The organism is Citrobacter amalonaticus (assembly GCF_018252635.1).
Lineage (GTDB): Bacteria > Pseudomonadota > Gammaproteobacteria > Enterobacterales > Enterobacteriaceae > Citrobacter_A > Citrobacter_A amalonaticus_E.
Genome location: NZ_JAGTXM010000005.1, coordinates 286,776 through 307,350 on the forward strand (window position 1 = coordinate 286,776; position 20,575 = coordinate 307,350).

The 20,575-nt window shown below is 55.5% G+C and carries 12 protein-coding genes; 6 read left to right on the forward strand and 6 right to left on the reverse strand.

Annotation, left to right across the window (positions count from 1 at the left end; all coding sequences use genetic code 11):
• Positions 1–307: 307 nt before the first annotated feature.
• Complete coding sequence (locus KE671_RS16875; RefSeq protein WP_206163910.1) at positions 308–1,702, forward strand: cytochrome-c peroxidase; 1,395 nt, start codon at positions 308–310, stop codon at positions 1,700–1,702.
• 110 nt (positions 1,703–1,812) lie between these two features.
• On the opposite strand, the gene KE671_RS16880 is transcribed toward KE671_RS16875, so the two are convergent.
• Entirely contained in the window at positions 1,813–9,033 is a 7,221-nt protein-coding gene (locus tag KE671_RS16880) for an Ig-like domain-containing protein (RefSeq protein WP_206163911.1), read from the reverse strand.
• A 362-nt stretch (positions 9,034–9,395) separates the two neighbouring features.
• Between KE671_RS16880 and KE671_RS16885 the strand changes: the two genes are divergently transcribed.
• Positions 9,396–9,674: a hypothetical protein gene (locus tag KE671_RS16885; protein WP_206163912.1), complete on the forward strand. Its 279-nt coding sequence runs from the start codon at positions 9,396–9,398 to the stop codon at positions 9,672–9,674.
• 64 nt (positions 9,675–9,738) lie between these two features.
• Positions 9,739–10,368, forward strand: coding sequence for a helix-turn-helix domain-containing protein (locus KE671_RS16890; RefSeq protein ID WP_206163913.1), 630 nt, complete (start codon positions 9,739–9,741; stop codon positions 10,366–10,368).
• A gap of 114 nt (positions 10,369–10,482) precedes the next feature.
• Here KE671_RS16890 and gorA read toward each other — a convergent pair whose 3' ends face one another.
• Together gorA and KE671_RS16900 are read right to left on the reverse strand one after the other, a co-directional pair.
• On the reverse strand, positions 10,483–11,835 hold the full coding sequence (gene gorA, locus KE671_RS16895; RefSeq protein ID WP_206163914.1) for a glutathione-disulfide reductase: 1,353 nt from the start codon (positions 11,833–11,835) through the stop codon (positions 10,483–10,485).
• A gap of 71 nt (positions 11,836–11,906) precedes the next feature.
• Positions 11,907–12,749: a 23S rRNA (adenine(2030)-N(6))-methyltransferase RlmJ gene (locus tag KE671_RS16900; protein WP_206163915.1), complete on the reverse strand. Its 843-nt coding sequence runs from the start codon at positions 12,747–12,749 to the stop codon at positions 11,907–11,909.
• A gap of 215 nt (positions 12,750–12,964) precedes the next feature.
• Between KE671_RS16900 and prlC the strand changes: the two genes are divergently transcribed.
• Together prlC and rsmJ are read left to right on the forward strand one after the other, a co-directional pair.
• On the forward strand, positions 12,965–15,007 hold the full coding sequence (prlC, locus tag KE671_RS16905) for an oligopeptidase A (RefSeq protein ID WP_206163916.1): 2,043 nt from the start codon (positions 12,965–12,967) through the stop codon (positions 15,005–15,007).
• Positions 15,008–15,014: 7 nt separating this feature from the next.
• Complete coding sequence (gene rsmJ, locus KE671_RS16910) at positions 15,015–15,773, forward strand: 16S rRNA (guanine(1516)-N(2))-methyltransferase RsmJ (RefSeq protein ID WP_206163917.1); 759 nt, start codon at positions 15,015–15,017, stop codon at positions 15,771–15,773.
• Positions 15,774–15,877: 104 nt separating this feature from the next.
• On the opposite strand, the gene dtpB is transcribed toward rsmJ, so the two are convergent.
• Together dtpB and uspA are read right to left on the reverse strand one after the other, a co-directional pair.
• Positions 15,878–17,350 (reverse strand): dipeptide/tripeptide permease DtpB, encoded by a 1,473-nt coding sequence (dtpB, locus tag KE671_RS16915; protein WP_206163918.1) that lies wholly within the window; start codon positions 17,348–17,350, stop codon positions 15,878–15,880.
• Positions 17,351–17,664: 314 nt separating this feature from the next.
• Positions 17,665–18,099 (reverse strand): universal stress protein UspA, encoded by a 435-nt coding sequence (uspA, locus tag KE671_RS16920; protein WP_000323571.1) that lies wholly within the window; start codon positions 18,097–18,099, stop codon positions 17,665–17,667.
• A 402-nt stretch (positions 18,100–18,501) separates the two neighbouring features.
• Between uspA and uspB the strand changes: the two genes are divergently transcribed.
• Positions 18,502–18,837: a universal stress protein UspB gene (gene uspB / locus KE671_RS16925; protein WP_042323109.1), complete on the forward strand. Its 336-nt coding sequence runs from the start codon at positions 18,502–18,504 to the stop codon at positions 18,835–18,837.
• A gap of 139 nt (positions 18,838–18,976) precedes the next feature.
• On the opposite strand, the gene pitA is transcribed toward uspB, so the two are convergent.
• Positions 18,977–20,476, reverse strand: a complete 1,500-nt coding sequence (gene pitA, locus KE671_RS16930) for an inorganic phosphate transporter PitA (RefSeq protein WP_206163919.1) — start codon at positions 20,474–20,476, stop codon at positions 18,977–18,979.
• Positions 20,477–20,575: the final 99 nt, after the last annotated feature.

A 20,575-nucleotide genomic window follows, 5' to 3' on the forward strand; every position in this document is an offset into this window, starting at 1 on the left:
CACGTTTATGCATCAGAGCGAAAACAGGATAACAATATAGCGCACTGATAATTCGGCATAATTATTTCCCAATGCAATTTATGCGAAGGCTTATTTTCGGAACATTCGATTGCAACACTTTGTGAATGAGATAAACCTTACCCTTAATAGGGATAAGCTATCTCATCGATAGATACCGCCCATGTAATTGATTGATACTTATCAAGTTAGCCTCCTGCTTATTTTCTATGATGGCAAGGTCCATAAAGGACGCCCGCTTTTCTCAATTTTCTGGGTCACAATAACTCACTACCGTGAGGGTAAAATAATGAAAATCATCACCCGCCTTACCGCGATTGCTATAGCAGGCATCGTTATCTGTTATTTAGGATTATCCGGTTACGTCTGGTATCACGAAAAAAACCGTAGTCAGGCTGCTTCCGTTCAGGCCTCAACGCGAGAGGAAAATAATCAGGTTCTGGGATTTTTACGTGAGAAGGGATGCGATTATTGTCATACTCCCTCCGCCGAATTACCGTTTTATTCCTCGTTTCCCATCGCAAAACAGTTGATGAATTATGACATTCAACTGGGTTATAAATCCTTCAACCTTGAAGCCGTTCGCGCTGCGCTGCTGGCGGATGAACCGGTTTCGCAAAGCGATCTCAATAAAATTGAATGGGTGATGCAGTATGAAACCATGCCGCCCACCCGCTATACCGCGCTGCACTGGGCCGGAAAGGTGAGTGATGAGGAGCGGGAAGCGATTCTTGGCTGGATTGCGAAACAGCGAGAGCAGTATTACGCCAGCAATGACACCGCGGCTCAGCATCGTAATGAGCCGGTGCAGCCGATCCCGAAAACGCTGCCGACCGACGCGCAAAAAGTGGCGCTTGGTTTTACGCTCTATCACGATCCGCGTTTGTCCGGCGACAGCACCATCTCATGCGCGCATTGCCATGCCCTGAACGCGGGCGGGGTGGATGGTCGTAAAACGTCGATAGGCGTCGGCGGGGCGGTTGGTCCGATCAACGCGCCGACGGTGTTCAACTCGGTGTTTAACGTCGAGCAGTTCTGGGATGGCCGCGCGCCAACCCTGCAGGCGCAGGCCGGTGGTCCGCCGCTGAACCCGATAGAGATGGCGTCGAAATCCTGGGATGAGATCATCGCCAAACTCGACAAGGACCCGGTGCTGAAAGCGCAGTTCCTCGCGGTCTATCCGCAGGGCTTCAGCGGCGACACCATTACCGATGCGATTGCTGAGTTTGAAAAAACCTTGATCACGCCGGATTCCGCCTTCGATAAATGGCTGCGCGGCGATGAAAACGCACTGACCGCTCAGCAGAAGCATGGCTATCAGTTGTTTAAAGATAACAAGTGCGCCACCTGTCACGGCGGGATCATTCTCGGCGGGCGTTCGTTTGAGCCGCTGGGCCTGAAGAAGGACTTTAATTTTGGCGAAATCACCGCGGCGGATATTGGACGCATGAACGTGACCAATGAAATGCGCGATAAGCTACGTCAGAAAGTGCCGGGCTTGCGTAACGTGGCGCTCACCGCGCCGTACTTCCACCGTGGCGATGTCCCGACGCTGGACGGCGCCGTGAAACTGATGCTGCGTTATCAGGTGGGGAAAGAGATCCCGCAGAAAGATATCGATGATATCGTCGCCTTCCTCGAGAGTCTGAATGGGGTGTATACGCCGTATATGCAGGGGAAATAGTGTTGCCTGGAATGATATGAGCGTAAAAAAATGGGAGCCGGTGGCTCCCATTTGATTATTTTTCTAAAATTTTAACGCATATAAATTGATACGTTTTCAGTCAAGTTGGCTTATAGCGATTTTGAGCAGACGACACCAGTAGGGGTATCAGTATTTTGTAAGGCTATACTGGCTCCAGATTTAGATGTCGTTGCAAGGTAGCGCTTCGTCCCGCTCATTTCCGAAAGCCAGAAACTGCCCCAGGCCACTGCCCATTCACTCCATAAATGATCGACTCCTGCAATACGATTACTGTGTGTGCCGCTGCTCATGTCCTCTACTAGTTTAATTTGTGAAGTAAGAGAATATCCCCCGCCTAAATCAGTACATACTGCTTCTGAGTCACTCGCCAGGACGTTGACATTCATATTTTTAAACCATGTGACTAACTGGAACTTATAGTCAAACGGGACTCCGCCATTTTTGGGCGTGGCGGTAATGGTCACTTCATCCGATGTTCCTTCACCATTAAAGGTCACCGTACCGGTACTGTCCACCGAGACCCAGTCACTGTTATCCGACCAGGTATAATCAGCGTTGTTCGCCGCAGCGCCTTTGATGGCAATCTGGAACTTAGCCCCGTCATAGCCCGTTTTCGGGAATCCCGCATCGACCGCAAAGTTAGCGCCGTTAACGGCAACCTTAGTGGTTGACGGCATCGGTGCCGGCGGTGGCGCGGTAAAGGTCAGCTCCACGCTGCCGCCGGTATCACTGGCGTTGGACGAGGACTTCGCCGCCACGGTCACCGTTTCAACGGTGACATCCGTCACGTTGAGCTTCGCCTGACCATTCGCGTCGGTGGCAACGGTCTTGGTCACGGTGGTATCCCCCAGTTTCGCCGCACCGGTGGTGGTAAACACCACGTTCTCATTCGGCACCAGGTTACCCTTCGCATCCTTCACGGTGGCGGTCACCACCACGGCGGTTTCGCCGTCGGCAGGCTGCGTGGTCACATCCGATGTCAGCGTGGTTACCGCCGTCGTCGCGTCCGCTTTGAAGTTCACCGTGGCGGTCTGGCTGGCCGCGTTAACCGTGGCGGTAACAGTGTAGGCACCCGATTTCTCGCTGGTCAGGCTGGTTTTCGCCAGTCCATCCGCGTCGGTAGTGGCAGAGGCGGTGACGACCGTCGCCCCGGTGGTGACGCTGAAGGCAACCGCCACACCCGGCACCAGGTTGCCGTTGGCATCGGTCACTTTCGCCTGTACCGCATCCGTCGCCACGCCGTCCGCTTTCGCATTGTCGGTGGTGACCGTCAGGTTACCCGTCGCAATGGTCGCCGTACTGCTGTCGGCCACAAAGGTGGTGTCGACGGACTTGCTGTTGCCGTTAACGGTGGCCGTCACGGCGGCAATACCGGATTTGGTATTGGTCAGCGTGGTGGTGGCTACACCATCGGCGTCCGTGGTGACAGAGGCGGTGATCACCGTCGCGCCGTTGGTGGCGGTAAAGGTCACCGTCGCGTCTTTCACCTTGTTACCGTTGGCATCGGTGACAATCGCTTTTACCGCGTTGGTATCGCTGTTGTTGGCCACCGCGTTGTTGGTGGTCACCGTCAGGTTGCCGTCGCTGATGGTCGCCGTGCTGCTGTCGGCCACAAAGGTGGTGTCGACCGTCTGGCTGTTTCCGTTCACCATCGCCGTCACTTTGCTCACACCAGATTTGGTGTTGGTCAGCGTCGTCGTTGCCACACCGTTCGCATCCGTGGTGGCGGAGGCGGTGGTGATGGTGGCGCCATTGGTGGCAGTAAAGGTCACCGTCGCGTCTTTCACCAGGTTACCGTTGGCATCCGTCACGATGGCTTTCACCGCATCGGTGGCCGTGCCGTTGGCTTTCGCATTATCGGTGGTCACCGTCAGGTTACCGTCGGTAATGGTTGCCGTGCCGCTGTCCGCCACAAAGGTGGTGTCCACGGTCTGGCTGTTGCCGTTGACAGTTGCCGTCACTTTGCTCACGCCAGATTTGGTGTTGGTCAGCGTGGTGGTGGCGATACCGTCCGCATCGGTGGTGACCGATTCAGTGATGACAGTGGCCCCGTTGGCGGCGGTAAAGGTCACTGCCACACCGGAAACCAGGTTGCCGTTGGCATCGGTGACAATGGCTTTCACCGCGTCGGTGGCTGTGCCGTTGGCTTTCGCGTTATCGGTGGTCACCGTCAGGCTGCCGTCGGCAAGCGTCGCCGTACTGCTGTCCGCCACAAAGGTGGTGTCCACGGTCTGGCTGTTGCCGTTGACGGTGGCCGTCACCTGGCTCACGCCAGCTTTGGTGTTGGTCAGCGTCGTCGTTGCCACACCGCTCGCATCCGTGGTGGCAGACGCGGTGATCACCGTTGCCCCATTGGTGGCAGTAAAGGTCACCGTCGCGTCTTTCACCAGGTTGCCGTTGGCGTCCGTCACGATGGCTTTCACCGCGTCGGTGGCTGTGCCGTTGGCTTTCGCGTTATCGGTGGTCACCGTCAGGTTACCGTCGGTAATGGTCGCCGTGCTGCTGTCCGCCACAAAGGTGGTATCCACGGTCTGGCTGGCTCCGTTGACGGTAGCCGTCACTTTCGCCACACCGGATTTGGTGTTGGTCAGGGTGGTGGTGGCGATACCATCCGCATCGGTGATGGCAGAAGCGGTGGTAATGGTGGCGCCGTTGGTGGCAGTAAAGGTCACCGTCGCGTCTTTAACCAGGTTACCGTTGGCGTCCGTCACGATGGCTTTCACCGCGTCGGTGGCGCTGCCGTTGGCCTTCGCGTTATCGGTGGTCACCGTCAGGCTGCCGTCGGCAAGCGTTGCCGTACTGCTGTCCGCCACAAAGGTGGTGTCCACGGTCTGGCTGTTGCCGTTGACGGTGGCCGTCACTTTCGCCACACCGGATTTGGTGTTGGTCAGCGTGGTGGTGGCAATACCGTCCGCATCGGTGGTGACAGAGGCGGTGGTGATGGTGGCCCCGTTAGTGGCGGTAAAGGTCACTGCCACACCGGAAACCAGGTTGCCGTTCGCATCCGTCACGATAGCTTTCACCGCGTCGGTGGCCGTGCCGTCCGCTTTCGCGTTGTCGGTGGTCACCGTCAGGTTACCGGAACTGATGGTCGCCGTGCTGCTGTCCGCCACAAAAGTGGTGTCCACAGACTGGCTGTTGCCGTTCACTTTCGCAGTCACCGAAGAGACACCGGCTTTGGTGTTCTTCAGCGTGGTGGTGGCGATACCGTCGGCGTCGGTGGTCGCAGACTCCGTGGTGATGGTGGCGCCGTTGGTGGCCGTGAAGGTCACTACAGCGTCTTTCACCGGGTTGCCTTTCGCGTCGGTGACAATCGCTTTCACCGCGTTGGTGGCGCTGCCGTTGGCTTTCGCATTATCGGTGGTTACCGTCAGGTTACCGGCGCTGATGGTTGCCGTGCCGCCGTCGGCCACAAAGGTGGTGTCCACCGTCTGGCTGTTGCCGTTCACCGTGGCGGTCACTTTCGCCGTACCGGCCGTGGTGTTGCTCAGCGTGGTGGTGGCGATACCGTTCACGTCCGTGGTGGCGGAGGCGGTGATCACCGTGGCGCCGTTGGTGGCGGTAAAGGTCACCGTCACGTCTTTCACCAGGTTACCTTTCGCATCGGTGACAATCGCTTTCACCGCGTTGGTGTCAGAACCGTCGGCTTTCGCGCCGTCGGTGGTCACCGTCAGGTTACCGGAACTGATGGTTGCGGTACTGCTGTCCGCCACAAAGGTGGTGTCCACCGTCTGGCTGTTGCCGTTGACGGTCGCCGTTACTTTGGCAATACCGGATTTGCTGTTCTTCAGCGTGGTGGTGGCGATACCGTCCGCATCGGTGGTGGCAGACGTGGTGGTCACCGTCGCGCCGTTAGTGGCAGTAAAGGTCACTGCCACACCGGAAATCAGGTTGCCGTTGGCATCCGTGACAACTGCTTTCACCGCGTTGGTGTCCGAGCCGTCCGCTTTCGCGTTGTCGGTGGTCACCGTCAGGTTACCGTCGCTGATGGTCGCCGTGCTGCTGTCGGCCACAAAGGTGGTGTCCACAGACTGGCTGTTGCCGTTGACGGTGGCCGTCACCTGACTCACACCGGATTTGGTGTTGGTCAGCGTGGTGGTGGCGATACCGTCTGCATCGGTGGTCGCGGAAGCGGTGGTGACAGTAGCCCCGTTAGTGGCGGTAAAGGTTACCGTCGCGTCTTTCACCGGGTTACCTTTCGCATCGGTGACAATCGCTTTCACCGCGTCGGTGGCCGTACCGTTGGCCTTCGCGTTGTCGGTGGTCACCGTCAGGTTGCCGTCGCTGATGGTTGCCGTCCCGCTGTCCGCCACAAAAGTGGTGTCCACGGTCTGGCTGCTGCCGTTGACGCTGGCCGTCACTTTCGCCACACCGGCTTTGCTGTTGGTCAGCGTGGTGGTGGCGATACCGTTGGCGTCCGTGGTGGCGGAGGCCGTGGTGACGGTAGCCCCGTTAGTGGCGGTAAAGGTCACCGTCACGTCTTTCACCAGGTTGCCTTTCGCATCGGTGACAATCGCTTTCACCGCGTTGGTGGCGCTGCCGTTGGCCTTCGCGTTGTCGGTGGTCACCGTCAGGTTACCGGAACTGATACCCGCCGTGCTGCTGTCGGCCAGGAACGTGGTGTCCACCGACTGGCTGTTGCCGTTGACCGTGGCGGTCACGCTGGTCACACCGGATTTGCTGTTGGTGAGCGTGGTGGTGGCCACACCGTCGGCGTCCGTGGTGGCGGAGGCGGTGGTCACCGTCGCGCCATTGCTGGCAGAGAAGCTCACGCTCTGTCCGGCGAGCACGTTGCCGTTGGCGTCGGTGACAATGGCTTTCACCGCGTTGGTGGCGCTGCCGTCCGCTTTCGCGTTGTCGGTGGTCACCGTCAGGTTACCGGCAGAAATCGTCGCCGTGCTGTCGTCCGCGACAAAATGCGCGTCCAGCGACTGGCTGCTGCCGCCCGAGGCATTGCTGACGCTGGCGGTTACCGCAGAGATCCCGGCTTTGGTGCTGGTCAGCGTGGTGGTGGCGACCCCGCTCTGGTCGGTGGTGGCCTTCGCGCTGGCAACCTTCGCCCCGTTGGTGGCGCTGAAGCTGACCACCACGCCGGTAAGCGGCAGGCCGCTGGCGTCTTTCACGGTCGCTTTCACCGCGTTGGTGGCGCTGCCGTTAGCCTTCGCGTTATCCGTGGTAAGGACAAAATCACCGGTACCAATGGTGGCGCTGCTGTCATCCTGGGCGAAGTGGGTGTCGACCGACTTGTCAGCGCCGTTCACTGCGGCTTTCACCGGAACCACGCCCGGCGTGGTGCTGGTCAGGTCGGTGCCGGCGATACCGTTTTCATCGGTCACCGCGGATGCGGTCACCATCGTGGCCCCGCTGACGGTACTGGAGAAGTTCACCGTGGCGCCCGAAACGGTATTGCCGTTTTTGTCCGTGACTTTCGCCTGAACGTGGTTGGTGTCGCTGTTGTTCGCTTTACCGTTGTCGCGGGTGACGGTGAGGTTGCCGTCGGCAATCACCGCGCTGCCGCTGTCGGCGACAAAGCTGACGGGTACGCTGCGGGCCGAACCGTTCACCGTCGCGGTCACAGTTGATTTGCCCGCGTGGATGTTAGTCAGGTTGGTTGTCGCCAGACCGTTTGCGTCGGTGACCACCGAGGCCGTGACCACCCGGGTCTCATTGTCTGCGGTAAACTCAACTTTCACCCCGGCGACCGTGTGGTGCGCGCTGTCGGTGACTTTCGCCTGCACCGTGTCAGTGGCTTCGCCGTTGGCGGCGGCCCCGTCCACGGTGACAATCAGGTTCCCGTCATCGATGGTCGCGTCCGGCTCGCTGACGCGGATTTCCGTGGTTTCACGGTTTGACTTGTTGCGCTGCGGATCGTAGGCCACCGCGCTGATGTGATACACATTGCTGCCGGCGGTCTGATACGGCGGGAAGGTGATTTCCAGCGTCTGCTTGTTGACGGCGACGGCACTGCCCTGCGCCGCAAGGATTTCGCTGTAGTCCCATTCGATATGATCAACGCCGTATTTGGCCTTGACGGTGGCGTTGATGTTGCCTTTGTCACTGGCCTTGCCTTCGAGAAGCGCCGGCAGGGTCAGGTGGATCAGATCCTGTTTTTTATACTCCAGCACGATATCGTTGTTACGATCGACCAGATCAAGACGGCTGCCTGCCAGCGTACGGCGGGCGGCCACCAGCGAATCGTCGATCTGCTGGTTCCACGGCAGACCCAGCTCGTAGTTAAATTCGAGATTCAGACGGGTGTCATTCTGCCCGCTCTGCCCCTGGCGGTGGTCAACGCCCACCGTCACCAGCGGCACCGGCGTATAGTTCAGGCCCAGGGTGACCGCTTTCGGATCGGAGGAACGGTCGTCCTTGCTGAACAGGGCGACTTCGTCCCCGCGATACTGCTCGTACACCAGTTTGCCGCCGAGCTGCGGATAAGCCGGCAGCCAGCCTTCGGCGCGGATGTCGAAGCCGTCCGCCGGGCGTTCGTCGTAATCGGCGAAGTCGCGGGACTGGTGCCAGTCCGTCAGGCCGGTATAGCTGTTGGCGCCGAGTTTCAGGTAATCGGTCCAGGCTTCCAGACCCACGCCCAGGCGGCGGTTGTTGCCCGTCACGTCGTCATCATAGAAGCTGTTGATGCCGTACATCCAGTTGCCGTGGAAGGTACGGAAACCGAGGCCGGCATTGAGGGTGTTACGCGAATCCTTGTTCCGGTAGCCGAGCTGGGTGAACAGCAGGTTATTCTGCTGATCATAGAGCGGCAGCAGGACGTCGAGCGAGGAACCGTCAAGGGTGAAATCATCGTCCAGGTTCAGCTTCGCCTGCGCGGTGCCGAACTGGCCGAGCCACTGCTCAACGGTGGAGACCGCCGCACCGGTGGCCATGCTTTTAGCCATTGAGGCCGCCTGATCGGCGGGATGGTCTGAAGAGAGGGTGGAGCCGAGCGAGGAGGCCCGGTTTGCCCAGAAGGCGTCAGCACCGTCAGGGGGATTTCCGGCAGTGTCTTTTTTGGTGGTGTTATTTACCGGAACATCAATTTCATCGCCTTCGCCGAGTTTTTCAAAAGGCTTATTAAAGGTTCTGAAGACGTTAAGTTTTTTCAGCGCATCGACGCTGAGAGAATAACGTGCGGCAATAACGGAAACCGTTTCGCCTTTTTTCAGGGTATAGGGTGTGGTGGTTATTTCTGCGAGCGTCTGCGGTTTATTCTGTGCCAGCGCAATAACCGGCACGAAGGTCGGTATGGCGATGCTGAATAATTGCGTGAACAGGCAAACCGTCGCAGACAGTTTACTGAGTTTAGGATTCATGTTGACCCCGTATGGACTGGTAATGTTTCAACTTTTTTCCTTCAAAAGTGTAAAAACATAAAAACAACCAATAGCTTTCGCTTCGACCAGACAGGGCCCTGCCCGACATCGAATGGATGAAGCAATAGTTGGTTAATACTTTATATGTGGGGAGTATTATGGGTTGAGCGTGAAAAATTACAATCAGTTACAAGTGTCAAATTGGACTTTTAATAAAAATCATTTAATTCAATAAGATGTATTGTAATTTATTCTGTGTGCAAAGATGTCAAACTGGACTTTACTCTGTTTTGCTTTATTTTTAAGGGTAAGCATAATTCATATCTCAAATACATTGCTGAATAATATATACAGGATACTTTATGGGAAAAGTAATAGAAATGAAGTGCGATAATCAGACGCTGATCGTACTGAATTCGTTTGAAGATTTTAAAAAATGGTATCTGCGATTTTTTGATTTGAGTCTGTTTGCAGAGGGTGAAATTAATGCCTTGTTAAGCGAAGGAAAACCGGATTCGTATCCCTGTATTCCGCTGGTGCTGGATAAAAATATGAGTGTGGTCTATTTCGATGCCGGCTCCGTTCAGGACTGGTGTAATAAGCTGCAATCTCTGGAAATAAGCTCAAAGCATACCATTTGAAGAAAAAGGGTTTTGTGCTATAACTGTTTATTAGTTAAGGTGTTATCCAGAATCAGGAAATGTGATGACAACAAAATCCACGCGCACAGATACGCATTATCTTAAGATAGTTATGAAGGCGCTTGAGCCTCATTTACAATATGAATCCTTTCCTGCAAACACCCGGTTTTTAATCAATCAAAAATTTCAGAGCGAATGCTATTTTGTCAGAAGCGGCGCGGTCTCACTGTATCGTTATCCGGATGACGTGTTACTGGAAGTGTTTGACGCCCCCACGGTCAGAGGGTACATCCCGTTACATAAAGAGATAAAGTCAGAGTACATCATTAAGGTGCTGATGCCGTCGGAGATCGCGGTAATCGATAAAGACAAACTCTTTTCATTGTTGACCGAGCTGTCATTGTGGGAGGCGTTTTCACGCTACCAGATGGCGCTTATCTCCTCCGTTTCCGAAGTGCTTTATAAGTTATCCTCACCGAATAGTTATGATTCAATACGGTATCAAATCATTGAGCTCATGGAAAAGCCGAAAGAGATCAGAGAGATGATCACCGCAGAGAATTACATCCGTTGTAAAACCCGCATCTCGCGCAGCAGTATCATGCGCATTCTTTCCGATCTGAAGTCGGGCGGTTATATCGTGATCGAAAGAGGGATACTCCGGGAAGTCAAAAACCTGCCCCATAAGTACTGAACGGACGCCGGAGAGCCACGACTGCGGCAAAGACGGGTACAGGGCGGAAATGGAACAGTGCCTGAACACCGCCCCATTTCCTGGTGTGAACTGCAGACTTTTTGTTTCAGCGTTTTAACGCATGGTCACAAACTCTTCCGCCGCCGTCGGGTGAATGGCGACGGTGTTGTCGAAGTCCTTCTTCGTTGCGCCCATTTTCAGCGCCACCGCAAAGCCTTGCAGCATTTCGTCCATACCAAAGCCGATGCCGTGAATGCCGACAATCTTCTCTTCCGGGCCAACACAGACTAACTTCATGCGGCACGGCTGACGGTGCGAAGTCACCGCGGTGTACATCGCGGTAAATGAGGATTTATACACTTTCACCTCGGCGTCGCCATACTGTTCGCGCGCCTGCGGTTCGGTCAGGCCCACGGTACCGATCGGCGGGTGACTGAAGACCACGGTCGGGATGTTGCTGTAGTCCAGATGCTCGTCCGGCTTGTTGTTAAACAGGCGCTCGGAAAGACGACGGCCTGCCGCGACGGCAACCGGGGTCAGCTCGACGGCGCCGGTGTTATCTCCAACCGCATAAATCCCATCCACGCTGGTGTTCTGGTACTTATCGACGACGATATAGCCTTTTTCGTTAGTTTTTACACCCGTTACCGCCAGATTGACGTTATCGGTAGCCGGTTCACGGCCAATCGCCCAGATCAGGCAATCGACCGTTTCGCTGCGACCGTCTTCCAGTTCCAGCGTCAGGCTACCGTCGGCGTTTTTTACCACCGCTTTCGGGATCGCATGGGTATGGAGCTCAGGTCCTTCGGCATTCATCACTTCGACCAGGGTTTCGGTGATCATCGGATCAAAGCTACGCAGCGGCGCGTGTTTACGCACGAACAAATGGGTTTTGGCCCCCAGACCGTTAATCACGCCCGCCAGTTCCACGGCAATATAGCCAGCACCGACAACCGCGACGCGCTCCGGCAGGGCCGGCAGTTTAAAGAAACCATCGGAGTCGATACCGTACTCCACGCCCGGAATATCAGGGTGGCTCGGACGACCGCCTGTCGCGATCAGGATATGGTCGGCGGTAAGGGTTTCACCGTTGACTTCGATGGTTTTGGCATCGACAAAGCGGGCAAAACCTTTGATCACATCAACGTTATTTTTACCCAGCACGTTGTCATACGAGGTGTGAATGCGGTCAATATAGGCGGTACGACTGGCAATCAGCGTATCCCAGTTAAATTTATTGATCGTGGTGTCAAACCCATAGTCCGGGCCATACAGGTGGATGGCTTCGCGGATTTGCGCGGCATGCCACATCACCTTTTTCGGAACGCAGCCAACGTTAACGCAGGTGCCGCCCAGCTCTTTGGCTTCAATCAGCGCACACTTCTGGCCGTACATGGCTGCACGGTTAATCGAGGCGATACCGCCGCTGCCACCGCCGATGGCGATGTAGTCATAATGCTTGCTCATGAGTCTTATCCTTCCGTTCTGATTGCCACGATTGTATACCTGAAACGCATTGGTTCCACCGATGGCTGCGATTACTCTGGCACGATCCAGTTGACCGAGGTATGCCCGATACCTGCCGGCACCAGCTTGCTGTGCAGCCACGGCAGCACCGTGTTCATTTGTGCTTCCAGCTTCCACGGCGGGTTGACCACAATCATGCCGGAGGCGGTCATGCCGCGCTGGTCGCTGTCCGGGCGGACCGCCAGCTCAATTTGTAGAATTTTACGGATGCCGGTCGCTTCCAGATCGTGCACCATGCGCTTGATTTGCTGACGCAGCACGACCGGGTACCACAGGGCATACGTCCCGGTGGCAAAACGTTTATAGCCTTCGGCTATCCCGGCGACAACAGCCTGGTAGTCCGATTTAATTTCGTAAGGTGGGTCGATGAGAATCAAACCACGACGGGAGACCGGCGGCAGCTTCGCCTTCAGTTGCTGATAACCGTCGGCACGGGCCACGCGGGCACGTTCATCTTTCTGAAATTCCCCCCGCAGCAGCGGGAAATCGCTCGGGTGCAGTTCCGTCAGGTGCAGGCTGTCCTGTTCGCGCAACAACTGGCGGGCGATCAGCGGGGAGCCCGGGTAGTAACGCAGTTGCCCGCTACGGTTGAAGTGTTCGACTACACCGATATACGGTTCGAGTTCGGTTGGCAGGTCGTCCTGCTGCCAGATGCGGGCGATACCTTCCAGGTATTCACCGGTGCGTTCAGCATGCTCGCCGCTTAGCTGATAACGGCCCGCGCCTGCATGGGTGTCCAGATAGAGGAAGGGTTTTTCTTTCTCTTTGAGCGACTCGATGATCAGGCTCTGAACCGTGTGTTTAAGGACGTCGGCGTGGTTGCCAGCATGGAAGCTGTGGCGATAACTGAGCATGGGTAAACGTGTTCCAGGTTGTAAACGTAAGCCCGATTAGCGCAACGCTTTCGGGCGAATAGAAAGCCTATCGCCACAGTATACAGAAAACTCACCGCCGCCGCGAAAGCACAACGCCTGGCATTGAAATCCTCTACACTTATCCCCATTCTACAGGGATATTGCACAGCGCCGGATGCGCGCTACATTCACCTTCTTCAAACAGGACAGCGCTTATGACCAATCCTCTACTGACGCCTTTCGGGCTCCCTCCCTTTTCCAAAATTCAGCCGGAACATGTGGTCCCGGCGGTAACGAAAGCGTTGAATGACTGCCGTGAGAATGTGGAACGCGTTGTGGCACAAGGTGCGCCCTACAGCTGGGAAAATCTTTGCCAGCCGTTGGCTGAGGTTGATGACGTCCTGGGGCGTATTTTTTCTCCGGTCAGCCATCTGAATTCAGTAAAAAACAGCCCGGAGCTGCGCGAAGCTTATGAGCAAACCCTGCCGCTGCTGTCGGAATACAGCACCTGGGTCGGTCAGCATGAAGGCTTATACAAAGCATACCGCGACCTGCGTGATGGCGATCATTACGCCACGCTGAACACGGCACAGAAAAAAGCCGTGGATAACGCGCTGCGCGACTTTGAACTCTCCGGGATTGGCCTGCCGAAAGAAAAACAGCAGCGCTACGGTGAGATTGCCACCCGCCTGTCGGAACTGGGTAACCTGTACAGCAACAACGTGCTCGACGCTACCATGGGCTGGACGAAGTTGATTACTGACGAAGCAGAGCTGGCCGGGATGCCGGACAGCGCGCTGGCGGCAGCAAAAGCGCAGGCCGAAGCAAAAGAGCAGGAAGGCTATCTGCTGACGCTGGATATCCCGAGCTATCTGCCGGTGATGACCTACTGCGACAATCCGGCGCTTCGTGAAGAGATGTACCGCGCCTATGTGACTCGTGCCTCCGATCAAGGCCCTAACGCCGGTAAATGGGACAACAGCCCGGTGATGGAAGAGATCCTCGCCCTGCGTCATGAACTGGCACAACTGCTGGGCTTTGAAAGCTTCGCCTTTAAATCGCTCGCCACTAAAATGGCGGAAAATCCGCAGCAGGTGCTGGAGTTTTTAACCGATCTGGCGAAACGCGCGCGTCCGCAGGGCGAGAAAGAGCTGGCGCAACTGCGTGCTTTCGCGAAAGCCGAGTTTGGCGTCGATGAACTGAACCCGTGGGATATTGCTTACTACAGCGAAAAACAGAAGCAACATCTGTACAGCATCAGTGACGAACAGTTGCGCCCGTACTTCCCGGAAAACAAAGCGGTAAATGGCCTGTTTGAAGTGGTAAAACGCATTTACGGCATCACCGCGAAAGAGCGTCACGATGTGGATGTCTGGCATCCGGACGTACGGTTCTTCGAGCTGTATGACGAAAACAACGAGCTGCGCGGCAGTTTCTACCTCGATCTCTATGCCCGTGAACACAAACGCGGCGGGGCGTGGATGGACGACTGCGTCGGTCAGATGCGCAAAGCGGACGGGTCACTGCAAAAACCGGTCGCCTATCTGACCTGTAACTTTAACCGTCCGGTCAATGGCAAACCGGCGCTGTTTACCCACGATGAAGTGATCACGCTGTTCCACGAATTTGGTCACGGTCTGCATCACATGCTGACCCGTATCGAAACCGCTGGCGTTTCCGGGATCAACGGCGTGCCGTGGGATGCGGTCGAACTGCCGAGCCAGTTTATGGAAAACTGGTGCTGGGAGCCGGACGCGCTGGCGTTTATTTCCGGACATTACGAAACTGGCGAACCGCTGCCGAAAGAGTTACTGGATAAAATGCTGGCGGCGAAGAACTACCAGGCGGCGCTGTTCATACTGCGTCAACTGGAGTTCGGCCTGTTTGATTTCCGTCTGCATGCGGAATTTGACCCGCAGCAAGGGGCGAAAATCCTCGACACCCTGGCGGAGATTAAAAAACAGGTCGCTGTGGTGCCTGGTCCATCATGGGGCCGCTTCCCGCATGCCTTCAGCCATATTTTTGCCGGCGGCTACGCGGCGGGGTATTACAGCTATCTGTGGGCTGATGTACTGGCAGCGGATGCGTTCTCGCGTTTTGAAGAAGAGGGCATTTTCAACCGGGATACCGGTCAGTCGTTCCTCGACAACATTCTGACGCGTGGGGGGTCTGAAGAACCTATGGCACTGTTCAAACGCTTCCGTGGCCGCGAACCGCAACTCGATGCGATGCTTGAGCATTACGGGATCAAGAGCTAGCCTGCCAGTGAAGATTTGTTTACTTGATGAAACGGGCGCCGGAGACGGCGCCTTATCTGTTCTGGCCGCCCGCTGGGGGTTGGAGCATGACGAAGACAACCTGATGGCGCTGGTGCTGACAGCGGAGCATCTTGAGCTGCGTAAACGCGATGAACCGAAGCTCGGCGGCATTTTTGTCGATTTTGTTGGCGGGGCGATGGCCCATCGTCGCAAGTTCGGCGGTGGTCGCGGCGAAGCGGTGGCAAAAGCCGTGGGCGTTAAAGGCGACTATCTACCGGATGTCGTAGATGCGACTGCGGGTCTGGGGCGTGATGCATTTGTCCTGGCCTGCGTCGGCTGTCATGTGCGGATGCTGGAGCGTAACCCGGTGGTGGCGGCGTTGCTCGACGACGGACTGGCGCGCGGCTATGCCGATGTGGAAATTGGACCGTGGTTGCAGTCAAGATTGCAGTTAATTTACGCCTCCAGCCTGACGGCGCTGACCGATATTACGCCGCGTCCACAGGTGGTCTATCTCGATCCGATGTTTCCGCATAAGCAGAAAAGTGCGCTGGTGAAAAAAGAGATGCGCGTTTTCCAGTCGCTTGTCGGGCCGGATCTGGACGCCGATGGCCTGCTTGAACCGGCGCGTCAGCTTGCGACCAAACGCGTGGTGGTGAAACGCCCGGACTACGCGCCGCCGCTGGCGGATGTTGCTACGCCGAATGCGGTGGTGACCAAAGGGCACCGGTTTGATATTTATGCCGGCACGCCTTTGGCGGATTAACAGATTGCCTGATGGTGGCTTCGCTTATCGGGCCTACGATTTAGCGTAGTTTGTCTTTTGTAGGCCGGATAAGGCGTGAGCCGCCATCCGGCATAATCCTTCCGCTATTTTGCACCGTCCGGCGTATTAATCATCCGGTTCAGCCACGGTACCATCAGCGCCATCACGATAGTGACACCCAGCGTCACCAGCCCGATTTTACTGAATACGCCGGTATAGATCGGCAATGTCTGTAGCGGGTCGGTGATGTTCTCTGGTACGGCGGTAAAGGTCGCGACGTAGCCTCCCAGCAGGAACGCGGCGGCCTGCGTCAGGAACCACATCCCAAGAATAAATCCCATCAGATGCTGCGGAACCAGCGCCGCCACCATCGCCAGCCCCAGCGCGCTAATCAGCAACTCACCGAGACTCTGAAACAGATAAATCAGCACGATGAACCACGGCGACGTTAGTCCCTGCGCATCAGCAAACCACATCCCTGCCGCCGCAGCGGTCAGAAAGCCCAGCGAACACAAGAACATCCCGAGGGTAAACTTCATCGGCATTGTCAGGTCTTTGCCTTTGCTGCCCAGACGTGTGTAGATAGCGGCAAGCACCGGGCTGGCAACCACCACCCAGAACGGGTTCAGCGCCTGGAAGCTCACCGGGTTAATGGTGAATCCGAGGATCTCATGGTGAACGTTGTTGATGGCAAAGAAGTTCAGCGAGGTGGGCATCTGCGCGTACAGAATGTAAAACAGCACCGCTTCAAGCATCAGGATAAACGCCACAAACATCTTGTTGCGTCCGGTTTTATCCAGTCTGAAGGCCTGGCGGAAGAAGATAATGGTCACCACAATCGACAGAACAATCAGCACCAGGTTAGCGATTTTCACGTTGTGCATCAGCCAGGCGCAGAGGAAGATCATTGCCACGGTGCCAACCAGCACGTACAGCAGATTGCGAAAGCTCATCGGCAGATGATCGGGTTCTGAACCGATATCCTTCACCATGCCACGGCAGGCGAAGTAAACCAGTAGTGCGACAATCAACCCCGCCCCACACAGGTTGTAGGTGACGGCATAGCCAAACTTATCCGCGATCACTGGCGCCAACGACAGCGACAGCAGCGAACCGATGTTTATCGACATGTAGAACAGCGTGAATGCGCCATCCAGACGCGGATCTTTAGGCGGATAGCATTTGGAGAGCAGGCTTGCCGGGTTTGCCTTAAACAGGCCGTTGCCGACGGCAATCGTCCCAAGCGCGATAAAAATTAGGTCCGGTTTGAGCAACGACATTCCCGTCATGAAGTAACCGAGTGCCAGCACAATCGCGCCCAGCACCAGCGTACGTTTGGTGCCGAGCAGGTGGTCGCCAACGTAGCCCCCAATTGAGATCAGACCGTAGACCAGTGCGGCAAAGGCGCCGAAGGTGATAAACGCCTGCTCTTGTGAGAATCCCAGTTGCTTAACAAAGAAAACCGCCAGGATACCCTGAACGCCGTAATAGCCAAATCGTTCCCATAACTCAACAAAAAAGATCATGAAGAACGGGCGGGGTTGCTGCAGCAAACCCGTTGGTGCAGATGTATTCATATAGCTTCGCCTTTCAATGCCATCCCGAAAAGTATGAACGCGTAATACAAAACGCGCCGAAAAAGTCTGATTATGTTATAGACTGTGGTTATTATCCGATAGTGTAGAGTATTATACAGATTGATTTCATTCTAATCAGTTGATCACACTAATTATGATTAACGAGGTGGGAGGTTGTACTGATCTCTTAGGGGATGACGGAAACAAAAACGCCCGCAAAGGCGGGCGTTATGTTGCGGTATTGCCGACTGGCTAAAAAGGCGACCAACCGTAGGCCGGATAAGGCGGTTACGCCGTCATCCGGCTGGACAACATTACTCTTCTTCGTCGCGCAGTGGAACAATCAGCATGTCGACGTGAACGGTGTTGATCAACTGGCGAGCAGAGGACATCAGTTTACTCCAGAAGTCCTGATGGTGACCGCAAACGACCAGATCCATGTCGTATTTCTTGATGGCGTCAACCAGTACCTGGCCCAGGTCGCCGCTGCCGCTCAGGGTTTCGGTAATCGGATAGCCTGCGTTGGTGGACAGTTCGGTCAGCGCGTGGTGGGTTTCTTCAGAAATGCGTTTTTGCATATCGCCCAGATTGACGTCAATCAGGCCGGTATAAAGGTCAGAGTAGTTTACATCAACGTGGATCAGGGAAACTTTTGCATTGTACGGACGTGCCATAGAGACCGCTTTTTCTACCAGAACTTTGCTTTCCGGAGAAAGATCAACCGCGATGAGAATGTGTTTGTAAGCCATAGTATTACTCCTTCCATAAAGTTGTCGATGACCAGCCAGCTAGCGATTTTTCTACCTTGCGTCACTCGCGTCCTGCGAACTGTGCGATATGTCTACGCGGGGCTAGCTCAGCCGCGATGAGGTGAATTGTAGAGACTATCCTTACATTATAGCGACCTGGGTAATCCGTCAATCCGCCTTGCTTACCAGATAGTTAAACAAAATATTTAGATAATTGCATTGATAGTGATTAACCTTCTGGCAAAAAAATTAACTGATCTCCTACACTATTTAGAGAGCCGCTCTGATGATAAGCTCAAAACGAGCGGTTTTTAGTCGTACTTTTTCATTGACTGTCTGGCAAGTTTCGGGGAGCGGTAGTCCCGGAGCGGAGCTCCGTGGGCGGGTCGCCGGGGAGGTCGTATGATAAGCACCGTTGCATTATTCTGGGCATTATGTGTTGTCTGCATTGTGAATATGGCGCGCTATTTCTCGTCGCTACGCGCGCTGCTCGTGGTACTTCGTGGTTGCGATCCTTTGCTCTATCAGTATGTTGATGGGGGCGGCTTTTTCACCTCGCACGGCCAACCCAATAAGCAGGTACGCCTGGTGTGGTATATCTATGCCCAGCGCTACCGCGATCACCATGATGATGAGTTTATCCGTCGCTGTGAGCGGGTACGTCGTCAGTTCATTCTGACCAGCGCGCTATGCGGGCTCGTGGTGGTCAGTCTTATTGCTTTGATGATTTGGCACTGAGCAAAAAAAAAGCGGGCCAGTTTCCTGACCCGCTTGCTACCGTTTTCCTGCACACCTTTACCTGATGGCGTCTCGCTTGCCCGACCAACATTCATCTGTAGGCCGGATAAGACTTTGCCGCCATCTGGCGAGGCAACGCTTAAATCAATTTCAGCGAGATCCAGTACAGCGTACCGGACAGCAGAATCGCTGCTGGCAGGGTGAACACCCACGCCATCAGAATGCTGGTCACCGTTTTACGTTGCAGGCCCCCACCGTCAACAACCATCGTCCCCGCGACAGAAGAAGAGAGTACGTGGGTGGTGGACACCGGCATCCCGGTGTAGCTGGCCAGACCGATAGAGACGGCCGCCGTCATCTGCGCAGACATCCCCTGAGCATAGGTCATGCCTTTCTTACCAATCTTCTCACCGATGGTGGTCGCCACGCGACGCCAGCCGATCATGGTACCAATACCCAGCGCCAGCGCGACCGCCATGATGATCCAGATCGGCGCATACTCAATGGTGCTCAGCATATCGGTTTTCAGTTTCTTCAGCAGACGCTGATCGTCAGCGCTCACGCCCGGCAGCTTCGTCACTTTATCGGTCGTGTCTGAGATGCACAACATGATGCGACGCAGTTGGCCGCGCTGCTCAACGCTTAGCTTGTCATAGCTTTCCACATTGTTCGACAACATCGCCTTCGCGCGATCCAGCGCGTTAAGGGTGTTTGCCGGATGGCAGTGGAATTCCGTCGGCTGCGTCGCGGCTGGTTCCGGAGACGGAATTAGCTGATCGACGCCCGTTACCTTCTTCAGCAGATCGGGATGCTGCTGGAAGTAGATTTCGACGTTGTTGATGGCATCACGGGTACGGGTGATTTCGTAACCCGAGGCATTCATGTTCACCACGAAGCCCGCCGGTGCCACACCAATCAGGACCAGCATGACCAGACCAATGCCTTTCTGACCGTCGTTCGCGCCATGCGAGAAGGCCACGCCGATAGCAGAAAGAATCAGGGCGATACGGGTCCAGAACGGCGGCTTTTTCTTGCCGTCTTTCTTTTCACGTTCCGCAGGCGTGAGATGAATACGGGCGCGTTTTTTAGTACCGCTCCAGTAGCGACGCAGAAGGAAAATCAGGCCGCCTGCAACCACCAGACCAACGATGGGCGAGACGATCAGCGAGGCAAAAATGCCGATCACTTTCGGGATGTTGAGCGCGTCTACCACTGACGTGCCGGTCATCAGCGCATTGGTTAAACCGATGCCGATAATCGCGCCAATCAGCGTGTGGGAACTGGAGGCGGGTAAACCAAAGTACCAGGTACCCAGGTTCCAGATGATGGCGGCGAGCAGCATGGAGAACACCATCGCGAGTCCATGCGACGATCCCATGTTGAGCAGGAGATCGGTCGGTAACATATGCACGATGGCATAAGCGACGCTGAGACCGCCCAGCAGCACACCAAAGAAGTTGAACACCGCAGCCATGACCACCGCAAGCTGCGAACGCATCGCACGGGTGTAGATCACGGTTGCGACTGCGTTGGCTGTGTCATGGAAGCCGTTGATTGCTTCGTAGAACAGCACAAAAGCCAGAGCAAGCAATAATAAAAGCCCGGTATGTAAATCCAGGCCAGCAAACAAATGTAGCATAGGACGTTACGCCATCTTGAGGACATGAACGCGGCGCATTATCAGTGACTTTAGCGGCGCGGGCAAAGTGAAATATAGACTTTTTTTGATTTAACGTCT